At 72.8% G+C, this 19,314-nt stretch carries 18 protein-coding genes and 2 pseudogenes; 12 read left to right on the top strand and 8 right to left on the bottom strand.

Annotated elements, in window-relative coordinates; genetic code table 11:
* Nucleotides 1–40: 40 nt before the first annotated feature.
* The 3 genes from ACGFYH_RS21365 to ACGFYH_RS21355 all read left to right on the top strand — a co-directional run bounded on the left by ACGFYH_RS21365 (nt 41) and on the right by ACGFYH_RS21355 (nt 3,048).
* Nucleotides 41–643 (top strand): Dps family protein, encoded by a 603-nt coding sequence (locus tag ACGFYH_RS21365; RefSeq protein ID WP_393804721.1) that lies wholly within the window; start codon nt 41–43, stop codon nt 641–643.
* A gap of 20 nt (nt 644–663) precedes the next feature.
* Nucleotides 664–1,746 carry an ABC transporter permease gene (locus tag ACGFYH_RS21360; RefSeq protein ID WP_393804720.1) on the top strand — a complete coding sequence of 361 codons (1,083 nt, stop codon included), beginning with the start codon at nt 664–666 and terminating at the stop codon, nt 1,744–1,746.
* Between the two features lie 99 nt (nt 1,747–1,845).
* Nucleotides 1,846–3,048 carry a cysteine desulfurase-like protein gene (locus ACGFYH_RS21355; protein ID WP_393804719.1) on the top strand — a complete coding sequence of 401 codons (1,203 nt, stop codon included), beginning with the start codon at nt 1,846–1,848 and terminating at the stop codon, nt 3,046–3,048.
* Nucleotides 3,049–3,057: 9 nt separating this feature from the next.
* On the opposite strand, the gene yicI is transcribed toward ACGFYH_RS21355, so the two are convergent.
* On the bottom strand, nt 3,058–5,328 hold the full coding sequence (gene yicI / locus ACGFYH_RS21350; protein WP_393804718.1) for an alpha-xylosidase: 2,271 nt from the start codon (nt 5,326–5,328) through the stop codon (nt 3,058–3,060).
* A gap of 284 nt (nt 5,329–5,612) precedes the next feature.
* Between yicI and ACGFYH_RS21345 the strand changes: the two genes are divergently transcribed.
* The 6 genes and pseudogenes from ACGFYH_RS21345 (at nt 5,613) to ACGFYH_RS21320 (ending at nt 10,092) form a co-directional block, all read left to right on the top strand.
* Entirely contained in the window at nt 5,613–6,899 is a 1,287-nt protein-coding gene (locus ACGFYH_RS21345; protein WP_393804717.1) for an ABC transporter substrate-binding protein, read from the top strand.
* 10 nt (nt 6,900–6,909) lie between these two features.
* Nucleotides 6,910–7,863, top strand: coding sequence for a carbohydrate ABC transporter permease (locus ACGFYH_RS21340; RefSeq protein WP_393804716.1), 954 nt, complete (start codon nt 6,910–6,912; stop codon nt 7,861–7,863).
* 5 nt (nt 7,864–7,868) lie between these two features.
* Nucleotides 7,869–8,696, top strand: coding sequence for a carbohydrate ABC transporter permease (locus tag ACGFYH_RS21335; protein WP_393804715.1), 828 nt, complete (start codon nt 7,869–7,871; stop codon nt 8,694–8,696).
* A gap of 52 nt (nt 8,697–8,748) precedes the next feature.
* Nucleotides 8,749–9,045, top strand: a pseudogene (locus ACGFYH_RS21330) (family 1 glycosylhydrolase); the annotation flags it as partial.
* Nucleotides 9,046–9,110: 65 nt separating this feature from the next.
* Nucleotides 9,111–9,290: pseudogene (locus ACGFYH_RS21325) on the top strand (MFS transporter); the annotation flags it as partial.
* Nucleotides 9,291–9,354: 64 nt separating this feature from the next.
* Entirely contained in the window at nt 9,355–10,092 is a 738-nt protein-coding gene (locus tag ACGFYH_RS21320; protein WP_393804766.1) for a maleylpyruvate isomerase family mycothiol-dependent enzyme, read from the top strand.
* 26 nt (nt 10,093–10,118) lie between these two features.
* Here ACGFYH_RS21320 and ACGFYH_RS21315 read toward each other — a convergent pair whose 3' ends face one another.
* Entirely contained in the window at nt 10,119–10,517 is a 399-nt protein-coding gene (locus ACGFYH_RS21315; RefSeq protein WP_393804714.1) for a MarR family winged helix-turn-helix transcriptional regulator, read from the bottom strand.
* 95 nt (nt 10,518–10,612) lie between these two features.
* Here ACGFYH_RS21315 and ACGFYH_RS21310 point away from each other — a divergent pair, with 95 nt between their 5' ends.
* Nucleotides 10,613–10,897, top strand: a complete 285-nt coding sequence (locus ACGFYH_RS21310; RefSeq protein ID WP_393804713.1) for a DUF6332 family protein — start codon at nt 10,613–10,615, stop codon at nt 10,895–10,897.
* On the opposite strand, the gene ACGFYH_RS21305 is transcribed toward ACGFYH_RS21310, so the two are convergent.
* The 3 genes from ACGFYH_RS21305 to ACGFYH_RS21295 all read right to left on the bottom strand — a co-directional run bounded on the left by ACGFYH_RS21305 (nt 10,858) and on the right by ACGFYH_RS21295 (nt 14,370).
* Nucleotides 10,858–11,523: a response regulator gene (locus tag ACGFYH_RS21305; protein WP_393804712.1), complete on the bottom strand. Its 666-nt coding sequence runs from the start codon at nt 11,521–11,523 to the stop codon at nt 10,858–10,860. The genes ACGFYH_RS21310 and ACGFYH_RS21305 overlap by 40 nt on opposite strands.
* Nucleotides 11,520–12,767: a sensor histidine kinase gene (locus ACGFYH_RS21300; RefSeq protein WP_393804711.1), complete on the bottom strand. Its 1,248-nt coding sequence runs from the start codon at nt 12,765–12,767 to the stop codon at nt 11,520–11,522. The genes ACGFYH_RS21305 and ACGFYH_RS21300 overlap by 4 nt, the downstream gene beginning before the upstream one ends.
* Nucleotides 12,768–13,128: 361 nt before the next feature.
* Entirely contained in the window at nt 13,129–14,370 is a 1,242-nt protein-coding gene (locus tag ACGFYH_RS21295; RefSeq protein ID WP_393804710.1) for a geranylgeranyl reductase family protein, read from the bottom strand.
* Between the two features lie 144 nt (nt 14,371–14,514).
* Between ACGFYH_RS21295 and ACGFYH_RS21290 the strand changes: the two genes are divergently transcribed.
* Together ACGFYH_RS21290 and ACGFYH_RS21285 are read left to right on the top strand one after the other, a co-directional pair.
* Nucleotides 14,515–15,870: a dipeptidase gene (locus ACGFYH_RS21290; RefSeq protein WP_393804709.1), complete on the top strand. Its 1,356-nt coding sequence runs from the start codon at nt 14,515–14,517 to the stop codon at nt 15,868–15,870.
* Between the two features lie 75 nt (nt 15,871–15,945).
* Nucleotides 15,946–16,650, top strand: a complete 705-nt coding sequence (locus ACGFYH_RS21285) for an MBL fold metallo-hydrolase (protein WP_393804708.1) — start codon at nt 15,946–15,948, stop codon at nt 16,648–16,650.
* A gap of 2 nt (nt 16,651–16,652) precedes the next feature.
* Here ACGFYH_RS21285 and ACGFYH_RS21280 read toward each other — a convergent pair whose 3' ends face one another.
* The 3 genes from ACGFYH_RS21280 to ACGFYH_RS21270 all read right to left on the bottom strand — a co-directional run bounded on the left by ACGFYH_RS21280 (nt 16,653) and on the right by ACGFYH_RS21270 (nt 19,127).
* Nucleotides 16,653–17,696: an NUDIX domain-containing protein gene (locus ACGFYH_RS21280; protein WP_393804707.1), complete on the bottom strand. Its 1,044-nt coding sequence runs from the start codon at nt 17,694–17,696 to the stop codon at nt 16,653–16,655.
* 157 nt (nt 17,697–17,853) lie between these two features.
* A complete protein-coding gene (locus tag ACGFYH_RS21275) occupies nt 17,854–18,048 on the bottom strand; it encodes a hypothetical protein (protein WP_393804706.1) in 195 nt (64 codons plus the stop codon).
* A gap of 125 nt (nt 18,049–18,173) precedes the next feature.
* Entirely contained in the window at nt 18,174–19,127 is a 954-nt protein-coding gene (locus ACGFYH_RS21270; protein WP_393804705.1) for an ROK family protein, read from the bottom strand.
* Between the last annotated feature and the right edge of the window lie 187 nt (nt 19,128–19,314).

The raw sequence follows: 19,314 nt of genomic DNA, 5'->3' as shown, positions 1-19,314 counted from the left end.
GCCGGCCCACCCTTCAGTCCTCTCCCGAAGGAGTCAAGGCGTGAGTTCCCCGAAGCCGAAGCCCTCGTCGTCCGCTGAGCACCGGTCGGACGGCAGTCAGCCCTGGCTGCACCAGAAGGGCCGGACCATTCAGGAGTTCGGCACCGTCAAGCAGTTCCCCGTGGCGCTCACCATGGAGACCCGTCTCTACTCCTGCCAGCGGCTCAACAAGGTGCTGGCGGACACCCGGATCCTGCACGATCTGTACAAGAAGTACCACTGGCTGATGCGCGGGGCGACGTTCTACCAGCTGCACCTGCTGCTGGACAAGCACGCGGGCGAGCAACTGGAGCTGATCGACACGGTCGCCGAGCGCGTCCAGACGCTCGGCGGCGTCGCGGTCGGCGACCCACGCCACGTCGCCGAGATCACCACCGTGCCGCGCCCTCCGGACGGGGTGGAGGAGGTGCCGTCGATGCTCTCGCGGTTGCTGGAGGCGCACGAGCTGATCCTGACCGACTGCCACGACGCGGCGGCCCGCACCCAGGAACTCGGGGACGACGGCACCAACGACCTTCTGGTCTCCGAGATCCTGCGCACCAACGAGCTGCAGGCGTGGTTCGTGGCGGAGCACCTCGTGGACACGCCGCTGGTCCACGCCTGACCGGGCCGGACATGGCCCACATGTCCCACGAAGCACACGGCAGGCCTCCGACGCTCGGACAGCGGTGGTCCGCGTTCCGGCAGACGCCGTTCTGGCCGGCCACCGTTCTGGTGCTGATCCTCGCCGCCGCGGCCGGGTTCTTCGCGGGCTCGTACACCTACTCGATGGCGGATCCGACGCCCCGCCTGATCCCCACGGCCGTGGTCGGCTCGTACGAGGAGGCCGGTGGCCGAGCCTTTCTGCACGGCCTGGAGCAAGCGCTGGACACCTCGGTGAAGGTGCATCCCTACGAGACCCGCGCCGCGGCCCGCGAGGCGATCGAGCAGCAGGAGGTCTTCGCGGTCTTCGAACTGCGCGACGACGGGCGCAGCGCCGTCCTCGACGTGTCCGGAGCATCCGGTGCCTCGGTCGCCGAGCTGCTCGCCCGGACTGCGCCGGCCGTGGGGAAGAAGCTCGGCGTCGACGTCGCCGTCCGGGACGTCAACCCCCTGCAGGAGGGCGACCCGCGCGGACTGGCGATCTTCTACATCTCCCTGGCCGCCGTGATCATCGGCTTCGTCGGGGCGATCCAGCTGAGCGTGCACGCGCGGACGCTCACCCCGTTCGAGCGCATCCTGTTCACGGTGAGCTACGCGCTGCTCGGCGGGTTCGTCATCGCCGCCACGGTGGACTGGCTGCTGGGCGCGCTGGACCTGCCCTTCGTCGAGTCGTGGCTCATCCTGGCGCTCACCATGTTCGTGTCCGGCATGGTCTTCTCCATGTTCAACACCCTGTTCGGCCGCTGGGCGATGCTGCCGACCTGGGGCCTGATGGTGATCATCGGCAACCCCTCCTCCGGCGGCGCGGTGTCCTGGCCGCTGCTGCCGTCCCCGCTGGGGGAGATCGGCCGGTGGCTGCCACCCGGGGCCTCGGTCAACGCCCAGCACACCGCCGTGTACTTCCAGGGCCACCAGCACGCGTTCCCGTTCCTGGTGCTCGGCGGATGGGCACTGCTGTCCTGCACGATCTTCTGGTTCTGGCGGCACCGGCATCCCGGCGGCCGCGAGAAGAACCCGGCGGCGGACGATCCGGATGCGCAGGATCAGGTGGGGAAGGCCCGGTGACGGCGGTGGACTTCCGACCGGTCGGTCGCGGGCGTCTGTCGTGAGCGCCGCGCTGCTGCGATCATGAGCCGGGAGTCCCCGCTTTCGGTAGGAGTGCACATGGCCCTCGACGTCGACGCGATCCGCGCGCAGATACCCGCCCTGAAGTCCGGCTCCGCCCGCTTCGACGCGCCCGGCGGCACCCAGACCCCGCAGCCCGTCATCGACGCCATCGGCGAGGCTCTCTCCCGCCCGCTGGCCAACCGGGGCCGCAGGACCGAGGGCGAGCGCAACGCGGACGGCATCGTCGCGGACGCCCGCAGCGCCCTCGGCGATCTGCTGGCCACCGAACCGCGGGGCATCGTGCTCGGCCGCAGCGCTACCCAGCTCGCCTACGACCTGGCCCGGACGCTCGCCAAGACGTGGGGGCCCGGGGACGAGGTGGTCGTCACCCGGCTGGACCACGACTCCAACATCCGGCCCTGGATCCAGGCGGCCGAGGCGGTCGGCGCGACCGTGCGCCGGGCCGACTTCGACCCGGCCACCGGGGAGCTGCTCGCCGAGCACGTCGAGGCGGTGCTCTCCCCTCGCACCAGGCTGGTCGCGGTGACGGCCGCGTCCAACCTCATCGGCACCATGCCCGACCTGCCGGCCGTCGCCCGGCTGGCGCACGGCGTCGGCGCGCTGCTCCACGTCGACGCCGTGCACTACGCCTCGCACGCCGTCGTCGACCCGGTGGCCCTCGGCGCGGACACGCTGGTCTGCTCGCCCTACAAGTTCCTCGGCCCGCATCTGGGGGTGCTGGCGGCCCGGCCCGAGTTCCTGGAGACCCTGCGGCCGGACAAGCTGCTGCCCTCCGGCGACGCCGTCCCCGAGCGTTTCGAGCTGGGCACGCTGCCGTACGAGCTGCTGGCCGGCGCGCGCGCCGCGGTGGACTTCCTGGCCGGTCTGGAGCCGGACGCCCGCGGCAGCCGCAGGGACCGGCTCGTCGCCTCGTTCGCGGCGCTGGAGGCGCACGAGGGCGCGCTGCGCGAGCGGATCGAGCGGGGACTGGCCGGCCTCGGCGGGATCACCGTGTACTCGCGGGCCGCACGGCGCACACCGACTCTGCTGTTCACCGTGGCGGGACTGAGCCCGGCCGACGTCTACCGGCAGCTGGCCGAGCGCGGCGTCGACGCACCCGCCGGGTCCTTCTACGCCCTGGAGGCCGCGCGCCGCCTGGGCCTGGGCGACGAGGGCGCCGTCCGGGTCGGACTGGCGCCGTACACCAGCGCGGACGACGTGGTCCGCCTCCTGGCCGCGCTGGCCGGCCTCGACCGCTGACCCGCGGCCTCACGACAGCGGTACGGTCACCTCTCCCACTCCCCGCGCGCTCGCGCCGCCCGCGACCCGGACGGTGAAGGGACGGTCGGTGCCGCCCGCGGCGACCCGCAGCGTGTCCCCGTCGCGCCGCACGCGGAAGGTCGCGGCGGGTGTGCCCAGGAGGTCGGGCACGGTGACCTCGGCCACGTAGTCGGGCACGGCCGACGGGTGGACCAGCAGGGTGGGGGCGTCGAGCCAGTCGCCGTCGGGGCGTTGGTCATCGGAGGCCAGCGGCAGGACGGCGCCCTCACGGACGTACAGGGGCAGGCTGTCGTAGGCGTGCCGTTCGGTGCGCCAGGCCGGGCCGGTGACGCGCTCGCCGGTCAGCAGGTGGGTCCAGGTGCCCCCGGGGAGGTAGACCTCGACCTCGCCGTCCTCGGCGAAGACGGGGGCGACCAGGAGGTCGGAGCCGAGCATGTACTGGCGGTCCAGGGGACGGCACGCCGGGTCGCGCGGGAACTCCAGCACCATCGGCCGCATCATCGGCACGCCGGTGCGGTGGGCCTCGGCGGCGACGCCGTACAGGTAGGGCATCAGGCGGTGCTTGAGGAGGGTGAAACGGCGGGCGACGTCGACCGCCTCCTCGCCGAACTCCCACGGCACGCGGTACGACGAGGAGCCGTGCAGCCTGCTGTGCGAGGAGAGCAGTCCGAAGGCGAGCCAGCGCTTGAAGACCGCGGGGTCGGGCGTGCCCTCGAAGCCGCCGATGTCGTGGCTCCAGAAGCCGAAGCCGCTCAGGGACAGGGACAGGCCGCCCCGCAGTGACTCGGCCATCGCCTCGAAGGACGACCAGCAGTCGCCGCCCCAGTGGACGGGGTACTGCTGGCCGCCCGCGGTCGCGGAGCGGGCGAAGAGGACGGCCTCGCCCTGCCCGCGCTCCTTTTCGAGGAGTTCGAAGACGGTGCGGTTGAACAGGTGGGTGTAGTAGTTGTGCATGCGCTCCGGGTCGGAACCGTCGTGCCAGACCACGTCGGTGGGGATGCGCTCGCCGAAGTCGGTCTTGAAGCAGTCCACGCCCTGGTCGAGCAGCGGCTTGAGCTTCCCGGCGTACCAGTCGCGGGCCGCGGGGCTGGTGAAGTCGACCAGCCCCATGCCGGCCTGCCACAGGTCCCACTGCCAGATGTCGCCGTCCGGCCTGCGCACCAGGTGGCCGAGGGCGGCGGCCTCGTCGAAGAGCGGCGACTTCTGGGCGATGTAGGGGTTGATCCAGGCGCTGACCCGCAGCCCCTTGGCCTTGAGCCGGGCGAGCATGCCCTCCGGGTCGGGGAAGACGTCCGGGTCCCACTCGAAGTCGCACCACTGGTACTCGCGCATCCAGAAGCAGTCGAAGTGGAAGACCGAGAGCGGGATGCCCCGCTCGGCCATGCCGTCCACGAAGGACGTCACCGTCGCCTCGTCGTACGACGTGGTGAAGGACGTGGTGAGCCACAGGCCGAAGGACCAGGCGGGCGGCAGGGCGGGGCGGCCGGTGAGAGCGGTGTAGCGGGTGAGGACGTCCTTCGGGGTGGGCCCGGCGACGACGTAGTACTCCAGCGTCTGGTCCTCGACGCTGAACTGCACCTGGCCGACGGACTCGGAGCCGACCTCGAAGGACACCGCTCCGGGGTGGTTGACGAAGACGCCGTAGCCGCGCGAGGAGAGGTAGAACGGGACGTTCTTGTAGGCCTGCTCGCTGCTGGTGCCGCCGTCGGCCTGCCACATGTCGACGGCCTGGCCGTTCTTCACGAACGGGGTGAAGCGCTCACCGAGGCCGTAGATCTGCTCGCCGACGCCGAGCGCGAGCCGGCTCAGCATGTGGTGGGCGCCGTCGCCGGTGGTGGCGAACGCGGTGCCCTTGGCGTCAGCGCGGGTCAGCTCGCGTCCGTCCGCGTCGTGGAAGGTGAGCCCCCAGGGGCCCGCACGGTCCAGGCGAAGGGTCAGCGGGCCACTGGTCAGCTCGGCGACGGTGCCGTCCCGGCATACCTCGCCGGCGCCGTCCGTGGCGCCGGCGAGGGCGAAGTCGGGGCCCGGGCGGCGCTTCCCGGCGTGGTGGGTGGCCCGGACGCCGATGACGCCCTCGGCGGGAGAGAAGCACTCGACCGTGAGGAGCGGCGCGTTGAGCGTGTCCCCCCTCCGCGTCACCTTCTTCACGGCGGCGTGGGCGGTGAAGCGCTTCGATTCAAGGCGTACATCGCGTACCTCGGTGGCGTACGAGAGATGCACGCCCTCGCGGATGAGCCAGAAGCCGTCGGTGAACTTCATGATCTTCCTTGGGTGGGGCGGGAGCTGTCGGGTAGGGAGCACGGGAGCCGTCTCACAGCGTTTTGATCGTACACAAAACAAATCCCGACGCCGAGGCGTTCGGACCGGCTCCACCTCGCTGAACTGGCACGATTACTTACCAGAACACCTCACTCACCCTGCGGGGCGAAGGAACCGGGGCGGCTTCGCTCTAGCGCGGAAGCAGGTCCGTGACGTATTAGTCATCTCATCAAACAAAACAGTCCGGCAAGGAAGCCGGACGGTACGACAGCAAGGGCCGCACTATGTCGAAGCGCTTCACCTCGCTCGCCCTGACAGCACACCCCCCGGCTGCCACGCGCCGCGGGCGAGGACGCTCACGCCGAGTCGTCGCCCCGTTCGCCGCCGTGTCCGTGCTGGTCGCCGGGGCCTCCCTGGCCGGCTGCGGACAGCAGCGCGACGCCGACGTCTACACCGTGATGAACTCCTCGACCGACGAGTCGTACCACCGCTGGGACGCGGAGGCGATGGCCCGCTGCGGCGAGCGGCTGGGCGTCAGCATCGAGCAGCAGAGCGTCCCGGCCGCGCAGGTGATGACGAAGGCGCTGCGCATGGCGTCGTCCAAGTCGCTGCCCGACATCGTGCAGTTCGACGCGTCCGAGATGCCGACCTTCGCCGACGCGGGCGGCCTGGTCGACCTCAGGTCCCTCGGGCTGAGCACCGACGACATCCCCGACGGCATCGTCGACTTCGGCTCGTACCAGGGGACCTACTACGGCGCCGCCCGCTCCGTGAACACGCTCGCCCTCTTCTACGACAAGGACGTCCTCGGCAAGGCGGGCGTCGAGGTGCCCGCCACCTGGGCCGAGTTGCGGGAGAGCGCGCAGAAGCTCACGCAGGGCAAGCAGTACGGGCTGGCGCTCAGCGCGGGCGGGGCGGAGGACGGCGTCTTCCAGTTCACGCCGTTCATGTGGTCCAACGGCGGCGACGAGACCGACCTGGACGGCCCGAAGGTGGTCGAGGCCCTGGACTACTGGAAGGGCCTGCTGAAGGACGGTTCGCTCTCGAAGTCGACGGTCAACTGGACGCAGGCGGACGTCAACGACCAGTTCATGGCCGGCAACGCGGCGATGATGATCAACGGGCCGTGGCAGGTGGAGACGCTGAACAGCGACAAGTCGCTGCACTGGGGCATCGCGCCGATCCCGGTGCCCGAGGCCGGGGACGACTCGGTGGGTCCGCTCGGCGGCGCGGTGCTCACCGTGCCCGACACCGGCGACCGGGCGCGGGAGAAGACGGCCGGGAAGATCGTCGCCTGTCTGGCGAGCGAGAAGGAGCAGCTGACCTACGCGCTCAACAGCTGGATGGTCCCGGCCAACTCGAAGGCCGCCGCTCTCTGGCGCGAGAAGGTGCCCGAGCTGGACTCCCTCGCCGACCAGGTGGCCGTCGCCCGGTCCCGCACGGCGAAGCTCGGCGCCGGCTGGTCGAGCGTGTCGCTCGCCCTGCAGAGCGCCTTCCAGTCCGCCCTGACCGGCCAGTCCAGTGAGAGCGCCCTGAAGCGCGCCCAGCAGCGGGCCACGAGCGGGAACTGAGGTACGCCCCATGACCACGTCCACCGTCACCGCGCAGACGCCCGCCAAGGCGTCCGAGTCGGCCGCCGCGCCGGCCCCCGGCCGGATCGCACGCCGGCGCAGGCTCACCCAGTGGGGGTTCGTCGCCCCCGCCGTCGCCTTCATGCTGCTGTTCTTCGGCTACCCGCTCGTGCGCAACGTCGTGATGAGCTTCCAGGACTACACGCCGAAGACCTTCTTCACCGGTGAGGCGCCCTTCAACGGCGCCGACAACTGGTCCCACGTGTTCCAGGACGCCCTGTTCGGCAAGGCCCTGTGGCACACGCTCGTCTTCACGGCCGGGTCGCTGCTCGGGCAGTTCTGCATCGGCCTCGCGCTCGCGGTCTTCTTCAGCCGCCGCTTCCCGCTCAACGGGGTGCTGCGCTCGCTGATCCTGCTGCCCTGGCTGGTGCCCATGGTGGTGTCCGGCATCGTCTGGCGGCGCATCCTCGACCAGGACACCGGCGTGCTCAACTCGTTCCTGGACACCCTCGGCGTCGGCGGTCACGCGCCCTGGCTGACCAGCCCCGGGATGGCCCTGCTGTCGGTCATCCTGGTCAACATCTGGATCGGCATCCCGTTCAACATGGTCATCCTGTACGGCGGTCTCCAGGAGATCCCGAGGGAACTGCACGAGGCGGCCGCCCTGGACGGCGCCTCGGCCTGGCGGACCTTCCGCTCCGTCACCCTGCCGATGCTCAGGCCCGTCGTCACGGTCGTCCTCGTACTCGGCTTCATGTCGACGGTCAAGATCCTCGACCTGATCCTCGCACTGACCGACGGCGGCCCGGCCGACGCCACCCAGACGCTCGGCACGCTGACCTACCAGAACTCGTTCGTGCAGCTGGACTTCGGCGCGGGCGCCGTCGTCGGCAACGTACTCATCCTGATCTCCGCCGTGTTCGCGGTGTTCTGCCTGCGGGCCAACCGCAGCGAGGGGAAGTGACGTCCATGGCCACCCACACGCCCACCGCCTCCCGGCGCCGCTGGGGTTCCACCGCCGCCGGCGTTCTCGTCCTGTGCGTGATGCTCTTCCCGCTGTACTGGATGCTCAACACCGCGCTCCAGCCCGACTCGGGGCTGCTGCAGGTCGACCCGGTGCCGGGCGGCCTGGACCTGTCCGGCTTCTCCAAGGCGATCACCGACCAGGGCGGGCACCTGCTGACCTCGCTCGCGGTCTCGCTCGGCGCGGTCGCCATCTGCCTGGCGATCGCGGCGCCGGCGGCGTACGGTCTCGCGCGGTTCGGGCTCCGCGGCTCGCGCACCATCGTGTTCGGCACGCTGATCACCCAGATGGTGCCGGGCATCGTCATCGCCAACGCGCTCTACAGCTCCTACGTCGACCTGGGCCTGGTCAACTCCTACTTCGGCCTGATGCTGGCGGACGCCTCGCTGGGCATCCCGTTCTCCATCGTGCTGATGCGCTCCTTCATGGTGTCGATCCCCGGCGAGGTGATCGAGGCCGCGCAGATCGACGGCGCCGGGCCGGTACGGACGTTCGTGCGGGTGGTGTTGCCGATGAGCCGCAACTCGCTGATCACGTCCGCTCTGTTCGCGTTCCTGTTCTCGTGGAGCGACTTCATGTTCGCGCTCACCCTGAACACGACCGACGACGTCAAGCCCATCACCCTGGGCATCTACCAGTACATCGGCGCGCACGTCGGCGACTGGGGTTCCGTGATGGCCGCGTCCGTGCTGTCGGCGGTGCCGGCGGCGATCCTCCTCGTCCTCGCCCAGAAGTACATCGCCGCCGGGATCTCCGGCGGTTCCGTCAAGTGACTGCCGCGTAGCGTCGAGTGAAGGCGGCAAGCACGGAGACGAGCCGCACAGCATGAGTGGCTACCCCGGCCTCCCTCCCGGCTCCGTGCTGGGCGCCGCGACCGCCCCGTACCAGATCGGGGGCGCGGCACGGGAGGGCGGCCGCGGTCCGTCGGTCTGGGACACCTACAGCCACACCCGGCCCGGTGGCGAACGGCGACACCGGTGACGTGGCCTGCGACCACGCCGCTGCCCCGAGGACGTGGCGCTGCCGGGCGACCTGGGTGTGGACTCCTACCGCGTCGCGATCGCCCGGCCGCGCATCGTGCCGGCGGGTTCGGGCGCGGTGAAACCGAAGGAGGGTCTGGACTTCCACTCCCGGCCGACGGCCGGCCCCCTTGCGGCCTCCCCCGCCCGGCCCCCCGTGCCGCCGCCCCTGCCCGCTCCCTCACGGCCTCCCTCACGGCCTACGGCGGCATGCTGCTCGGGCCGCCCGCCATCGGCTTCATGGCCGACTGGTTCTCCCTGCCGGCCGCCCTCGCCAGCGTGGCGGCGCTCGCTGCGGCGGCGGTGCTGGTCGCGGTCGGTACGCGGCGCGCGGCCGCCCTCGGCTGAGCCGGGCCGTGGCCCGCCCGGGGGGCCTGCCTTCGAGCCCGCTCCATGCGGCACACTCCCTGACATGAAGACAGCCGCGTACGTCGAGGTCCTGGACCGCGAAGGCATGTTGCTGGCCGCGGCCGCCGAAGAGACAGGCAGCGACGCCGAGGTGCCGACCTGTCCCGGCTGGCGGGTGCGGGACCTGCTGCGGCACACGGGGATGGTGCATCGCTGGGCGACGGCGTTCGTCGCCGAGGGGCACACCGCTCCCCGGCCCGCCGACGGCCCGCCCGGCCTCGACGGCGCCCCGCTCCTCGCCTGGTTCCGCGAGGGGCACGGGCGCCTCGTCGACACCCTCGCGGATGCCGCACCCGACGTGCGGTGCTGGCAGTTCATGCCCGCTCCGTCACCGCTGGCCTTCTGGGCCCGGCGGCAGGCGCACGAGACGACCGTGCACCGGATCGACGCCGAGTCGGCCGCGGGCGGTGAACCCACCGGTGTCGGCGTGGACTTCGCGGTGGACGGGATCGACGAGTTGCTGTGCGCCTTCCACGCCCGCCCGAAGAGCACCGTGCGCACCGAGGAGCCCCGCACGCTGCGAGTGCGGGCGACGGACGCGCCGGACGCCGTGTGGACCCTACGGCTGTCCGCGCGGCCTCCGGTGGCCGGGCGGGACGACACCGGGGACGCCGACTGCGAGCTGACCGGGCCCGCCGCACAGCTCTACCCGGCGCTGTGGAACCGCGGGCCGTTCCCCCGAGTGACCGGCGACACATCGCTCGCCGCGTTGTGGCGTGAGCGGTCGGGCATCACCTGGTAGTGAGGGAACCGCGCGGCGGCGGCGAGTCAGCCGGTCAGCATCCGGTGCAGCACCGCCCGCTGCACCGGGAGCACCTCGCCGTGCCTGGCCCGCCCCTTCGGGGTGAGCGCCACCCGCACGCCCCGCCGGTCCTCGGGGCACATGGAGCGCTCGACGAGACCGTCCCTCTCCAGCCGGGCGACCAGCCGCGACAACGCGCTCTGACTGAGGTGGACCCGCTCGGAGATCTGCTGGACGCGGTACCCGCCGGAGCCGCCCCCGTCCTCGTCCCGTGTGCCGGCCAGCACGTCGAGCACCTCGAAGTCGCTTCCGCACAGGCCGTGTCCGTGCAGCGCACGGTCGAGTTCGCACTGGACGCGGGCGTGGAGGTCCAGGATCGAGCGCCACTGGGTCACGAGCGTCTGTTCGGCCTTCTTCGCCGCCATGCGCGCACCGTAGCAGAGCCGGTGGCGGTCGGCGCCACGGCTGCGAGGAGGCGCTCCGGCTGCCGATGCGCCGCCGTTCTGGGAGACTTGTCGGCATGGACACCTACGGGGGACGGCGCACCCAGGGCCGGCGGGACGCCATCACGGTCGAGATCGGATACGCCCTGTGCAGCGCGGTGTTCGCGGCGGCGGTGCTGTTCGGGGCCGTGGCGGGACCGGCGTACCTCTTCGGCCTGCCGGACGGGCTGCGCGATGTGCTCGTCGGCTCGGGGGTGGTGCTGGCCGTGGTGGTGTTCTTCGTCCGTGTGGTGAGCGTGCTGGTCCGGTTCGCGCGCGGGGATCAGCCGAGCCAGCCGGGCCGTACCAGTCCCGACTCGTAGGCGAGCACGACCAGTTGGGCCCGGTCGCGGGCTCCCAGCTTCACCATGGTGCGGCTGACGTGGGTCTTCGCGGTCAGCGGGCTGACCACCAGGCGGCGGGCGATCTCCTCGTTGGACAGCCCGATGCCGACCAGGGCCATCACCTCGCGCTCCCGCTCGGTCAGCCGGGCCATCGCGCCCGCCGCCGCGGGTTCCTTGGAGCGGGCCGCGAACTCGGCGATCAGCCGGCGGGTCACCCCCGGCGACAGCAGCGCGTCTCCGTCCACCACCGCCCGCACGGCGCGCAGGAGTTCCTCCGGTTCGGTGTCCTTGACCAGGAAGCCGGAGGCCCCGGAACGGATCGCCTCGAAGACGTACTCGTCGAGTTCGAAGGTGGTGAGCATGACCACCTTCACCTCGCGCAGCCCGGCATCCCCCGTCACCCGGCGGGTCGCGGCCAGGCCGTCCAGCGAAGGCATGCGGATGTCCATGAGGACGACGTCGGGGCGCAGTTCGCGGATCGAGCGCACCGCCTCCCCGCCGTCGGCGGCCTCCGCGACCACCTCGATGTCCGGCTGCGCGTCCAGCAGGGCCCGGAAGCCGGCCCGTACCAGTGACTGGTCGTCGGCGAGCAGTACGCGGATCACCGGTCGTCCTCCTTCACGTGTGTCGCGGGCTTCGCGTCGAGCGGCAGGGCCGCCAGCACCCGGAAGCCGCCGTCGGGGCGCGGGCCCGCCTCGATGGTGCCACCCAGGGCCGCCGCCCGCTCCCGCATCCCGGCCAGCCCGTTGCCGCCGCCGCCCGCCTCGGCACCCGTCGCGGGGCCGTCGTCGTCGACGCGCAGCCGCGGTGTGTCCCCGTCGCGTCCGAGGCGGACGCGCGCGTGCCGCGAACCCGAGTGCCGTACGACGTTGGTGAGCGCCTCCTGCACGATGCGGAACGCGGCCAGCCCGGTACCGGGCGACAGGTGCGGCGGCTTCCCCTCCACCTCGACGGTGAGGCCCGCGCTCGCCGCCTGCTCGACCAGTTCGGGGAGCCGATCGAGACCGGGGGCCGGCGCGCGCGGCGCGTCTCCGGGGGTGCGCAGGGTGTCGAGTACCTGGCGTACCTCTCCGAGCGCCTCCTTGCTCTGGTCCTTGATGGTGCTGAGCGCGGCGCGGGCCTGTTCCGGGTCGGTGTCCAGGAGCGCCAGCCCGACACCGGCCTGCACATTGATGACGGAGACGCTGTGCGCGAGTACGTCGTGCAGCTCGCGGGCGATCCGCAGTCGCTCCTCGTCCGCGCGCCGTCGTGCCGCGTCGGCCCGTTCGGCGCGCTCCCGCGCCCACCGCTCGCGGCGGGCCCGGGCCAGCTCCGACAGGGCCACGATCGCCACGGCCCAGGTGGCGATCACGAGCTCCTGCCCCCAGGACGCGGCCGGGCCCCCGGGCGGCGGCAGCCACCGGTAGAGCCAGTGCGCCACCAGGGCGTGCCCGGCCCAGAGCGTCCCCGTCGCGGCCCACGCGGCCCCGCGGTGTCCGGCGACGACGGCGCTGAAGCAGGCCACCGCGACGGCCACGAACACCGGCCCGTACGGGTATCCGGCGCCCAGGTAGACCAGGGTGGTGAGTGCCGTGCCGAACACGACCGGCACCGGGTACCGCTGCCGCCACAGCAGGGCGGCCCCCGTCATGAACAGCAACGCGCGTGCGAAGGGGTCGAGGCCGGCCCGCTCGGTCTCCTGGGCGTGGGCGGCGAGGTTCGAGCCGAACAGCACGAACGCCGTGACGAGCACCGTGGAAGGCCAGGGCCACCGGGGGCGGGGCTCCTCGTCGCCCCACCGGTTCCACCGCGGGGGCCCGTGCCGCCACCGCCGCGGCGCCCGGCCCTCGCGCTCACGCTGTCCGTCCATGACCGCCACGCTGGACGCCGGGCGCCGCGGGCGGCGTCACCCGCGCGTGGTGCTCACACGTACTCCCGGCGAAGTACGCCCGCCCCGCCGGGAGCCCTGGTCCTACCGGACCGATGCGGGGCGGGGCAGGGCCGGGCGGGGCGGGGCGGGGCGGGGCGGGCGATGTTCGGGGGCCGATGAGCCGGAGGCACGCCTCGGCGTCGATGAGCCGGGAGACGATGTTGCCGGCGCGGACGAACCGGGGAGGATGATCCGCCCACGGCCAGGCGTCGACCGCCGGACGGCGAGAACCGGGCGCCGCCCGACCGGACGCCGACGGTCGGGCGGCGTCGCCCAGGCGCCGACGACCGGGCGCCGACGGTCAGGCGCCGGGCTCTTCCCCCGCGGACGGCGCGGGCCGCCGGTCCATCGCCGTCAGCGCCCGCTGCGCCAGCGGATGGCCGCGGACCAGCTCTCCCAGCGAGGTCGAGCCCTGCGTGATCTCCCTGAACGCCTTCCAGGCCGGGCGGAATCCGGTCAGGGCCGCGTGGAAGAGGCCGGGACGGCGCTCGAACACCGTCAGCAGCCGCTTGCCGACGCTCATCTCCACACCCAGCCCGGCCTTGATCGCGAACGCGTAGTTCAGGGCCTGCTTCCGCGCGTCCACGGCGTCGTGCGCCTCGGAGACGCGCACCGCCCACTCCCCCGCCAGCCGCCCCGACCGCAGCGCGAAGGAGATGCCCTCGCGGGTCCACGGCTCCAGGAGCCCGGCCGCGTCCCCGCACACCAGGACCCGGCCGCGCGACAGCGGCGAGTCGTCCGCACGGCAGCGCGTCAGATGACCTGAGGAGACGCTCGGCTCGAATCCGGCGAGCCCGAGCCGGCCGACGAAGTCCTCCAGGTACCGCTTGGTCGCCGCGCCCTCGCCGCGCGCCGAGATCACGCCGACCGTCAGGGTGTCACCCTTGGGGAAGACCCAGCCGTAACTGCCGGGCATCGGGCCCCAGTCGATGAGCACCCGGCCCTTCCAGTCCTCGGCGACCGTCTCCGGCACCGGAATCTCCGCCTCCAGGCCGAGGTCGACCTGGTCGAGCTTCACCCCGACGTGCGCGCCTATCCGGCTGGCGCTGCCGTCCGCGCCGACGACGGCCCGGGCCAGCACCGTCTCGCCGTCCTGGAGGACGACGGCGACCGTGCGCCGGTCCGGTACCGCCGACCCGTGCTGCTCCACGCGGGTGACCGCCGCCCCGGTGCGCAGCTCGGCGCCCGCCTTCTGGGCGTGCTCGACGAGCTGCTGGTCGAACTCGGGCCGGTTGATCAGCCCGAACAGCATCTGCCGGGACCGCCGGGTCCGGGTGAAGCGCCCGTTGTGGGAGAACGTCACCGCGTGCACGCGGTCCCGGAAGGGCAGCTCGAAGCCGGGCGGGAGGGTGTCGCGCGAGGGACCGATGATGCCGCCGCCACAGGTTTTGTAGCGGGGCAGCTCCGCCTTCTCCAGCAACAGCACGCGCCGCCCCGCGACCGCCGCCGCGTAGGCGGCCGAGGCCCCCGCAGGTCCCGCGCCCACCACGACGACGTCCCAGACCTGACGCGTGTCGTCCGCCGAAGAGTTCTCGCTGCTCACGATGGTCTACTGCTCCGATCAAACCGCATGCCGCACCTGACCCCCGCATCCTACGGCGGGCATCGCCGCAGGCCACTGTGGGAGGATCGGCCCGTCATTCCAAGTACTCCTTGGTACAACGTCGCACCCACAAGGAGCGTGCCCATGTCGCCGAATCCGGTCGCCGAGACCATTTCCTCGCTGATGCCCCGGGCGAAGGAGGAACTCGCCGCGCTGGTGGCCTTCAAATCGGTGGCGGACTTCGACCAGTTCCCGCGCAGCGAGAGCGTGGGCGCCGCCAACTGGATAGCGGCGGCCCTGCGCGCCGAGGGATTCCAGGACGTGGCCCTCCTCGACACGCCGGACGGCACGCAGTCCGTGTACGGGTACCTGCCCGGGCCCGAGGGCGCGAAGACGGTGCTGCTCTACGCCCACTACGACGTGCAGCCGCCGCTGGACGAGGCCGGCTGGGCCACTCCGCCGTTCGAGCTGACCGAGCGCGCCGGCCGCTGGTACGGGCGCGGTGCCGCGGACTGCAAGGGCGGCGTGCTGATGCACCTGCTCGCGCTGCGCGCGCTGAAGGCGAACGGCGGCGTGCCGGTGCACGTCAAGGTGATCGTCGAGGGGTCGGAGGAGCAGGGCACGGGCGGCCTGGAGCGGTACGCCGAGGCGCACCCCGAGCTGCTGGCCGCCGACACCGTCGTCATCGGGGACGCGGGCAACTTCCGGGTCGGTCTGCCGACGGTCACCTCGACGCTGCGCGGCATGACGCTGGTCCGCGTGAAGGTCGACACGCTCGAAGGCAACCTGCACTCCGGCCAGTTCGGCGGTGCCGCGCCGGACGCGCTGGCCGCCCTGATCCGCGTCCTGGACTCACTGCGCGCCGAGGACGGTTCGACGACCGTCGACGGGCTGGCGGCGGACAGCACGTGGGAGGGCCTCGCGTACGACGAGGAGCAGTTCCGCAGGGACGCGCGGGTGCTGGACGGCGTCGAGCTGATCGGTTCCGGTGCGGTCGCCGACCGGATCTGGGCGCGGCCGGCCGTCACCGTGCTCGGCATCGACTGCCCGCCGGTCGTCGGCGCCACCCCGTCGGTGCAGGCGGGCGCGCGGGCGCTGGTGAGCCTGCGGGTGCCGCCGGGGGTGGACGCGGCCGAGGCGACCAAGCTGCTCCAGGCGCACCTGGAGGCGCGGACGCCGTGGGGTGCCCGGGTCGGCGTCGAACAGACCGGTCAGGGCCAGGCGTTCCGTGCCGACACCACCAGCCCGGCGTACCAGGCGATGGCGGACGCGATGGCGGTGGCGTACCCCGGCGAGGAGATGCAGTACGCCGGTCAGGGCGGTTCCATCCCGCTGTGCAACACCCTGGCGGCGCTCTACCCGCAGGCGGAGATCCTGCTGATCGGCCTGAGCGAGCCGGAGGCGCAGATCCACGCCGTGAACGAGAGCGTGTCCCCCGAGGAGCTGGAGCGGCTGTCGGTGGCCGAGGCGCACTTCCTGCGCAATTACGCGGCGAGCTGAGCCGGGCCGCGTTTCGCGTTCTGCCGTCGGCAGAGGGGCCTCGCCCGAGGGCGGGGCCCCGCCTACGGTCGTCGTATGGACGTCATCGAACTCCTCCCCCGCCTGCGCCTCCTTCGCTTCCCGGTCGGCCAGGCCTACCTCTGGCGGGACGGTGACGGCCTGACGCTGGTCGACGCCGGTCCGGCCGGAGCGGGGGCGAACGTCGCCGCGTCGGCCGAGTCCTTCGGGCGGCTACGGCGTGTCGTGCTCACCCACTTCCACGAGTACCACGCGGGCGGGGCGCAGGAGGTCGCCGCGCTCACCGGGGCGGAGGTGGTGGCGCACGTCTTCGAGGCGCCCGTCGTGCGGGGCGAGGTACCGGGTCCGCCGCCCGCCTTCGAGGACTGGGAACGCCCCCTGCACGAGGACGCCGTACGGCGGCTGCCGCGGGGCGGCTTCGACCGGCCGGCGCGCGTGACGGAGGTGGCGGACGGGGACGTCCTGGACTTCGGCGGCGGAGCGCGGGTGGTCCACGCCCCGGGCCACACGGACGGGAGCATCGCGCTGAGTCTCCCGTCGCGCGGCGTGCTGTTCACGGGGGACGCCGTCGCCGCGTCGCCCGCCGGCGGCGCGGTGATGCCCGGCGGGTTCAACGTCGACCGGCAGCGGGCCGTCGCTTCCTTCGGACGGCCGGCGGGGCTCGACCCGGAGGTGGCCTGCTTCGGCCACGGAGATCCGGTCACCGTACGGGCCGGGGAGGCTCTGCGGGAATCCGCGCGGACGTACGGGCCCGTCGGCTGACGTCAGCCGACCGGCGTGCCCGCCTCCAGGTAGTGGGCTGCCCCGCGCTCCCGGGCCCTCAGCGCCCAGCGCAGCCGCTCGTAGCGGACCGGGGGCAGCAGGGCGGCGGCCTCGTCCTCGGTGGCGAAGCGCCAGTCGCGCAGCTCGGGGCCGGGCAGAAGGATCCGGGCGGCGTCCGCGGAGTCGAGCCGGCCGCCGTCGAATAGCAGTCGCAGACCGCCGTAGGCGGGGGGTGCGGGTGGTTCCCAGTCGACGACCAGCAGGGCGGGTACGTCGTCGAGGCGCAGGCCGGTCTCCTCGGCGACCTCGCGCATGCCGGCCCGGGCCGGCGCCTCGCCGGGTTCGACGACTCCGCCGGGGAACTCCCAGCCGGGCTTGTAGGTGGGGTCGACGAGCAGCACCCGGTCCCGCTCGTCGAAGAGCAGGACGCCTGCGGCGACGGTCTCGCCGGTGGGCTCCGGAGTCTGCACGATCTCGCAGGCCGGCACGGCGCCGGTTCCGACGGCCTCGGCGATCCGGGCGGCGGCCTCGTACGGAGTGAGGGCGCCGGTGTCGACGGGATGGGCGTCGGCGGTGAGCCAGGAGGCGAGGGCGCAGCGGTAGGGCTCGATGTGGTCGTAGGACCACTGCCGCACCCGCATCTCGCCGTCCGGCAGGTCCGCCGGTGTCTCGCGGCTCGCTATTCGCTCCCGCAGGATCGTTTCGGCCGGGGCCAGCAGGACATGCCGGACCGCGATCCGGCGGGCGGCGAGGCCGCCGAAGATCTCGTCACGGTACTCCTGGCGCAGCAGGGTCATCGGGACCACGAGGGTCCCTCCGAGGTCGGCGAGCAGCGCGGCCGCCGTGTCGATGACCAGGCGGCGCCAGATCGGCAGGTCCTGGAAGTCGCCCACCTCGGCCAGGCGTTTGGGCGGCAGCAGGTGTGCTAGTGCCCCGCCGATGACCTCGGGGTCGAAGAGCGTGCTGTTCGGGATCAGTTCGATCAGTTCCCGTGCGGTGGTCGTCTTCCCCGCACCGAACGCGCCGTTGATCCAGACGACGGTCACAGGTCCCCCTCTTCTGTTGGCCCCCTGTGGCTTGCCCGCTTCACCCTGCCACGGAAACCAGGTCCAGTTGAGGGCGTACGACAGCGGCGCCGGTGCCCCTGGGGGTGGGGGCACCGGCGCCGTGTGGTCCGGGACGGGGCGGGCGGGGCGTCGGGCCTCAGCCCAGTCGGCCGAGGGAGTCGTCGTCCAGGGTCAGGCTCTCGGTGGCGACGGTGTCCTGGACGGTGCTGACCGTGTCCTCCACGTCCAGGCCGAGCGGGAGTTCACTCGGAGCGGCGTGGGACGGGGTGACGGCCGCGACGACGAACCCGGTGGCGAGGGACGCGAGGGCGAGCATGCTGCGCTTCTTCATGCCCCGTTCAACTACGCGGCGTCTCCGTGGTCACGGCCGCCGGGGCGGGAGTCTCGGATCGCCCGGGCCTCGCTCGTCACCCGGGAGTCCGGCTCGACCGCCTCCCCCGCCGACCGGTCCGGGACTCAGACGTGCGCGGCGGTCACCTCCGCCGTCCTCGTGAGCGCCGCCGCGGCCGCGCCGACCAGCCCGGCGTCCGTCCCCATCTGGGCGGGGACCACCGCCAGGCGCTGGACGAAGGACAGCGTCGCGTAGTCGGTCAGCGCCTTGCGCAGGGGGGCGAAGAGGACGTCGCCCGCCTTGCCCACGCCCCCGCCGACCACGGCGATGTCGATCTCGACGAGGGTCGCGGTGGCGGCGATACCGGCGGCCAGTGCCTGCGCGGCCCGCTCGAAGGACGCGACGGCGACGGGGTCGCCCAGGCGGGCGGAGGCGGCGACCGCGGCGGCGGAGGTGTCGCCGTCAGGTCCGGGCAGCCAGCCGGCGTCCAGGGCGCGGCGGGCGATGTGGGGACCGCTCGCTATGCGCTCCACGCAGCCGCGCGCACCGCACGGGCAGGGGTCGCCGTCCAGATCGACGCTGATGTGTCCGATGTGGCCGGCGTTGCCGGTCGGGCCGGGGTGCAGCCGGCCGCCCAGTACCAGACCGCCGCCGACTCCGGTCGACACCACCATGCACAGCGCGTTGTCGTGCCCGCGGGCGGCGCCCTGCCAGTGTTCGGCCGCCGTGATGGCCACCCCGTCGCCGATCAGCTCCACCGGCAGGTCACCTGCGGCGGCCCGGACCCGCCGGACCAGCGGGTAGTCGCGCCAGCCGGGCACGTTCACCGGGCTGACCGTGCCGGCCGAGGCGTCCACCGGGCCCGCGCTGCCGATACCGACGGCCGTGGCCCGCCCCCACAGCGGCGACGCGGTCAGCTCCGCGAGCACGGCCTCGACGGCCCTCATGACGGTGTCGCCGTCCTCCCGGGCGGGCGTCGCGCGCTGCGCGCGCGCCTGGATGCGGCCGTGGCCGTCCACCAGCGCGCCGGCGATCTTGGTGCCGCCGATGTCCAGCGCTGCCACGAGGTCGGTGTGCATCAGAGTCGGATCTCCCCGTCGGACCGAAAAGCGAAAAATGACGTACACAAGAGCGCGCAGCGGCCGGTACCACCGTGGGGACGTGGACCGGGGAGTGCGATGGACAGTGTCTCCCGCATCTGACAACGTTGTCCAGGCTCTATGCTCGACGCCACATCCTCATACAAGCCCATGACCGACACATCCC

The organism is Streptomyces sp. NPDC048392 (genome assembly GCF_043200575.1).
Classification (GTDB): domain Bacteria; phylum Actinomycetota; class Actinomycetes; order Streptomycetales; family Streptomycetaceae; genus Streptomyces.
This window is presented reverse-complemented; position numbering and strand designations above follow the sequence as displayed.

Excerpts from the sequence above, each read along its gene's own strand:
- ACGFYH_RS21270 (WP_393804705.1), bottom strand. The coding sequence starts at position 19,127 with ATGCACACCGACCTCGTGGCAGCGCTGGACATCGGCGGCACCAAGATC.
- ACGFYH_RS21275 (WP_393804706.1), bottom strand. The coding sequence starts at position 18,048 with ATGAAGAAGCGCAGCATGCTCGCCCTCGCGTCCCTCGCCACCGGGTTC.
- ACGFYH_RS21300 (WP_393804711.1), bottom strand. The coding sequence starts at position 12,767 with ATGGACGGACAGCGTGAGCGCGAGGGCCGGGCGCCGCGGCGGTGGCGG.
- ACGFYH_RS21285 (WP_393804708.1), top strand. The coding sequence starts at position 15,946 with ATGGACGTCATCGAACTCCTCCCCCGCCTGCGCCTCCTTCGCTTCCCG.
- ACGFYH_RS21360 (WP_393804720.1), top strand. The coding sequence starts at position 664 with ATGTCCCACGAAGCACACGGCAGGCCTCCGACGCTCGGACAGCGGTGG.
- yicI (WP_393804718.1), bottom strand. The coding sequence starts at position 5,328 with ATGAAGTTCACCGACGGCTTCTGGCTCATCCGCGAGGGCGTGCATCTC.
- ACGFYH_RS21355 (WP_393804719.1), top strand. The coding sequence starts at position 1,846 with ATGGCCCTCGACGTCGACGCGATCCGCGCGCAGATACCCGCCCTGAAG.
- ACGFYH_RS21290 (WP_393804709.1), top strand. The coding sequence starts at position 14,515 with ATGTCGCCGAATCCGGTCGCCGAGACCATTTCCTCGCTGATGCCCCGG.
- ACGFYH_RS21320 (WP_393804766.1), top strand. The coding sequence starts at position 9,355 with ATGAAGACAGCCGCGTACGTCGAGGTCCTGGACCGCGAAGGCATGTTG.
- ACGFYH_RS21315 (WP_393804714.1), bottom strand. The coding sequence starts at position 10,517 with ATGGCGGCGAAGAAGGCCGAACAGACGCTCGTGACCCAGTGGCGCTCG.
- ACGFYH_RS21345 (WP_393804717.1), top strand. The coding sequence starts at position 5,613 with ATGTCGAAGCGCTTCACCTCGCTCGCCCTGACAGCACACCCCCCGGCT.
- ACGFYH_RS21310 (WP_393804713.1), top strand. The coding sequence starts at position 10,613 with ATGGACACCTACGGGGGACGGCGCACCCAGGGCCGGCGGGACGCCATC.
- ACGFYH_RS21335 (WP_393804715.1), top strand. The coding sequence starts at position 7,869 with ATGGCCACCCACACGCCCACCGCCTCCCGGCGCCGCTGGGGTTCCACC.
- ACGFYH_RS21340 (WP_393804716.1), top strand. The coding sequence starts at position 6,910 with ATGACCACGTCCACCGTCACCGCGCAGACGCCCGCCAAGGCGTCCGAG.